At 71.2% G+C, this 2599-nt stretch carries 3 protein-coding genes; 2 read left to right on the top strand and 1 reads right to left on the bottom strand.

Annotated elements, in window-relative coordinates:
• The coding region (locus AB0I76_RS27410) for an N-6 DNA methylase (RefSeq protein WP_357041277.1) at positions 1-960 on the bottom strand (960 nt) is incomplete at its 3' end.
• 84 nt (positions 961-1044) lie between these two features.
• Between AB0I76_RS27410 and AB0I76_RS27405 the strand changes: the two genes are divergently transcribed.
• Together AB0I76_RS27405 and AB0I76_RS27400 are read left to right on the top strand one after the other, a co-directional pair.
• A complete protein-coding gene (locus AB0I76_RS27405) occupies positions 1045-1581 on the top strand; it encodes a DUF4352 domain-containing protein (RefSeq protein ID WP_357041274.1) in 537 nt (178 codons plus the stop codon).
• 82 nt (positions 1582-1663) lie between these two features.
• A complete protein-coding gene (locus AB0I76_RS27400) occupies positions 1664-2332 on the top strand; it encodes a hypothetical protein (RefSeq protein ID WP_357041271.1) in 669 nt (222 codons plus the stop codon).
• The last annotated feature ends 267 nt before the right edge of the window (positions 2333-2599 follow it).

Genomic DNA, 2599 nt, shown 5'->3' with positions numbered 1-2599 from the left:
CGCGACGACGGCGCGCAGGTGGCCGCGGCGCAGCAGCTCACTGCGGATCCGTTTGCCGGCTCGCCGGCTGGCCACCGTGGGGGGCATCAGCAGGACGGCGTGCCCGCCGACCCGCAGGTGGGCCAGGGCGTGCTGCACCCAGGCGAGTTCTGGTTCGGTGCGGGGTGTGGTGCCGACGATCCAGCGTGGATCGTGGCCGAGCTCGTCGTCGCCCCAATTGGTGGCGCCGAACGGTGGGTGGCAGACGACGGCGTCGACGGTCCGCCCGGCAAAGGCGTCGGCGCGCAGGGAATCCCCGGCGACGACCTCCCCGGGTACGTCCCGCAGGGCCAGCCACAGTCCGGCGAGCGCGGCCAGGTCCGGGTCCAGTTCCTGCCCGTACGCGGAAGTGCAGCCGGCGCGAGCGGCGGCTCGCAGGGTGGCCCCCGAGCCCATGGCCGGGTCGAGGACGGAGCCGGCGCCGACGTCGGCCAGCCCGACCATGAGGTCGGCGAGGTCATCGGGGGTGGCGAAGGGGCGGCCCGGCCCGGGTGCGGAGAAACGCTGCCACAGCTCGTCGAACGCGCCCTGCGGGCCCACCTCGTCGGCGAGCGCGTCGAGGTCGGGCAGCAGCGACGCCAGGTGGGCGTCGGGAGGGCCGACCCGGGTGCGGCGTTGGCGGGCGAGCAGTCGCGCGCCGACGGCGGCGAGGCCGGCGGTTGGTGAGTCGCTGGCGGCGGCGAGGTGTCGCCAGAGCCGGTCGGCGGTGGCGAGCTCGGGGAGCTTGCCCTGGGCGCGTAGCCACTGCTCGACCTGGATCAGGTCGAACTCGGGGCTGGTCGCAGTGCCGCCCGCCGGGGTGGGGAAGTCGGCGTGCCGTTTGCGCCAGTTGCTGACCGCGGCCCGACCGACCCCGGCGAGCCGGGCGATCTCCGCCGCCGTGATGGTCGGGGTTTCCTGCACACCGAAAGTCTCGCACATCCGTCAAGGACGGGAACGTCTGTTGACACCGTTGTCGGACGATGCTCTTATTGACGCCGCCATGTTCACATCAGGAGGACAACGATGCGCAAGACCACGACCTTCGCCCTGCTCGCCACCGCTCTCATCGCGCTGGGCTGCGGCGCCGGCTCCACCGACGAGGCCGGCAGCACCGGCGCCGACTCCGACTCCGCCGCGAAGGGCGAGGACAAGCCCGCCAAGACCGCCAAGATCGGCCAGGCCGTCCGGGACGGGAAGTTCGAGTTCACGGTGAAGTCCAACAAGTGCGGTGTCGCCAAGGTCGGCACCGACCTGCTCGGCGAGAAGGCCCAGGGGCAGTTCTGCCTGGTCACCCTCAACGTCAAGAACATCGGCAAGGAAGCGCAGCTGCTCGACGGCAGCAGCCAGAAGGCGTACGCCGCCGACGGCACCGAGTACTCGTCCGACACCGGCGCCGCCATCTACGCCAACAAGAACGCCGAGACGTTCCTGAACGAGATCAACCCCGGCAACCAGGTCACCGGCGTCGTCGTCTTCGACATCCCGAAGAACGTCAAGCTCGCCAAGCTCGAGCTGCACGACTCGATGTTCTCCGGCGGCGTCACCGTCGCGCTGAGCTGACCACTCCGCCATCCCGCGTCGGGGCGGGTCCTGCCCGCCCGCCCCGACTGTTCACAGCTCACGTTCACACCAGGAGTGCGCCATGACCGACCCGACCGCCCCCGTATCGCCCCAGCAGCCCACGCCCGACGCGACCGGATCGCACGAGCCGCCGCAGGTCCCGCCGCCCACCAGCCCGGCGGTAATGCCGCCCGGCGGCACGCTCCCCGGGGCCGCCACCCCGCCCACCGGGCGCTCGAACGCCAAGGCGTGGCTCATCGGCGGCATCGCGCTCGTCATAGCCCTCTGCTGCGGCGGTATCGGCATCGCCGCCTTCAGCGACGGCAACAGCGAAGAGCCCACAGCCGCCGCAGGAAGCCCCACCTCGGCAAGCCCGACCACTGCCACGCCGACCACCGCCGCGCCGACCACGGCCGCCCCGACCACGGCCGCTCCCACGAGCGCGGCTCCGACCTACGCCACGCCCACCAAGAAGGACTTCAAGCTCGCCGTGAAGGTGCTGCGGAAGCAGTGCTTCGGTAGCGCTGGTTGCCACATCACGTACCGGGTCAACGTCACATACACCGGCTCCGACCTCGACCCGTACACGACCTATGAACTCACCTACGAGGTCAAGGGCGCCGAGGATCCGATCATCAACACGCTTGAGGTCACCGGCGACTCCGCTTCCGTTCAGGACGAGGAGATGGCCAGCACGAAGCGCTCCAGCGACAAGCTCACCGCTGTCGTGACCGACATCAACGAGCTGTAGCCGGACGACATTCGATCCTCACGCCGGCCTGATCCGTCTACGACATCAGCTCCACAGCGCCGAGGCGAGCCCACTCCCTCGCCCGGCGCCCCCTCCCCCAACCCCTGCGAGACGTCAGGAGGCGTCGTGCGTCCCGATGAGTTCCTGCGCGCCCTGGACCGGCTTCCCGCCCCCCTGCACGAGCGTGCCGTCGCGTTGCGCCTCTACGCCCGGCCGACCCGCTGCGCGCACTGCCAGCGCATCGGCGACGCCGTGCGGCTGGCCCTC

Source organism: Micromonospora sp. NPDC049799 (assembly GCF_040656655.1).
Taxonomy (GTDB): Bacteria; Actinomycetota; Actinomycetes; order Mycobacteriales; family Micromonosporaceae; genus Micromonospora.
This window is presented reverse-complemented; position numbering and strand designations above follow the sequence as displayed.